Raw genomic sequence first — 1788 nt, forward strand, 5'->3', positions numbered from 1 at the left:
GTGGTAAGTTCCCGACGTTCGGAATCGCTCAGCGTCAATTTCTTGATTTTCATTTATCACGCAGTTTTGTTCGAAGCAAAGATAATGTAATTTCGACATAGGTGAAATAATTATGAATAACTACTTATAGGTACTATTGAATGCATAATAGTTGATTATTTTTTTAAAGTTATAACTGCTTTTTTTACAATAATCCATTTATCTCCTATTTGTTGAGCCAGTCCTTTGTAATGAACGGACATATCAGTTGCCTCATTTTTAGATACCCCTTCAAATTCTACAGCCAAGTCCATATAGTCGCTGGATTTGATAGAGGAAAGAGATGCTATAGGCTCAAAATTAGCTGAACCATCAATAATTTGTGCTGAAAATCTTGCATCACTATCTTTTGATTCAAGTACTTTTTTAAAATACCCTGTGCCGTTTTCACCACTTATAGCTGTTCCAAAGTAACCTATTCTAGTTGGTTTTATCGGTGGGGTAATTGTAGATGGAGTCGGTGTTCCATGAACAAGAGTAGTCTTTTGTATTTTTGAAAGTTCATTCTCTAAATGTTGTATTTTTCGAGACAAATCAGAGATTTCATTATTGGGTATCGATGACGAGGCTGAATAATTTGTACGTTTAGTACCAGTAACATTTGGTTCAAATCGACGCTCATTTAATAGCTGTCTCAGTGATTCGATTTCTTCACGATGACGACTTAATCTATTATTACATTTCCCTGTTTTTCCAAATGCAAAAATTGATACTATCAAACCAAGCAATCCAATACCTCCACCAATAAGAATATACCATTTATTCGTTGCTTTTTCATCATTGATTTTCTTATTGTCCATTTTTACTTCGCTTAATTCCTGATAAACCTTTTCATATTTTTCGGTTAAATCCATTATTTTTTCTCGTAGATTGTTGATAGAATCAGTTATCGCTTTTTTATGCTTCTCATCAGATTGCGTTATGGAACTCTTTTTATGCTTCTCTTCCAGAGAAGTGTTGGCAGCCACATCATTGCCACAACTACACAAGCAGATGTCCGCCAAGGCTAATGTGAGTAATGAGATTATAATTTGTTTCATGTGCTCTTATGATTGTTGTAATTCGTTATATATTTCTGCTGAAATTGCATTTAACACCCCTTTTATGGGATAATAGAAGAATGTTTCCTCTATCATATCTTCCGCCTCAGTTTCTTCACAACGCTGACTTATTCCTTTTTCAAGGAACGTGAGAAGATCTTTCTTTGCCATTTCTTGTGCGATACGAATAGATGATGGTTTAACTCCGAAATTTTTATCAAAATTGAATGCAGAATTCATATCAACAAGTACGAACTTGAAGAAATCCTCAACTGCGGTAACTGTACGCCTCTTGTAATCATCTTTAATGTTGGCATAGGTATCTTTTGGTGTCACTAATCCTGTACAATCACTATTGAAAACAATAGTCTTATCTCTGTTGTCTTCATCTTCCGTACCGATAATGCCACCCTTACAAGTTGATTCTTTAGGGTTAGAGTCTTTTTCAAGACCCAGCAAATCCAATTCCTTACCATACGGTTTTCCGAGCAGTTTTTCAAATACCATTTTGGTATATCGCGCGAGTAATTTGGAGTCGGTTGTAATAACACGTCACTACTGTCCCATTAAAATCTGAAAAAGTTCTTTGAAATTATTGAAATATAGTTAGTTACATGGATTTTTCGAGCGAACGGACTTGAAATTTTATCTTTGCGGTAGTTTTACTATGACCGCATATGTTTCAAGACAAGTTTGTATTTGCTCAGTT

The 1788-nt window shown here is 34.7% G+C and carries 2 protein-coding genes; both read right to left on the reverse strand.

The genetic code is table 11. The annotated features are described in order from the left end of the window. Positions 1-155 precede the first annotated feature (155 nt). A complete protein-coding gene (locus tag HU824_RS19360; protein ID WP_136011411.1) occupies positions 156-1079 on the reverse strand; it encodes a hypothetical protein in 924 nt (307 codons plus the stop codon). Positions 1080-1085: 6 nt separating this feature from the next. Next, a complete protein-coding gene (locus HU824_RS19365; RefSeq protein WP_176469740.1) occupies positions 1086-1586 on the reverse strand; it encodes a hypothetical protein in 501 nt (166 codons plus the stop codon). Positions 1587-1788 lie beyond the last annotated feature (202 nt).

The sequence above is a fragment of the Bacteroides sp. L10-4 genome, assembly GCF_013373675.1.
GTDB classification, from domain to species: Bacteria; Bacteroidota; Bacteroidia; order Bacteroidales; family Bacteroidaceae; genus Bacteroides; species Bacteroides muris.

Excerpts from the sequence above, each read along its gene's own strand:
- HU824_RS19360 (WP_136011411.1), bottom strand. The coding sequence starts at position 1,079 with ATGAAACAAATTATAATCTCATTACTCACATTAGCCTTGGCGGACATC.
- HU824_RS19365 (WP_176469740.1), bottom strand. The coding sequence starts at position 1,586 with ATGGTATTTGAAAAACTGCTCGGAAAACCGTATGGTAAGGAATTGGAT.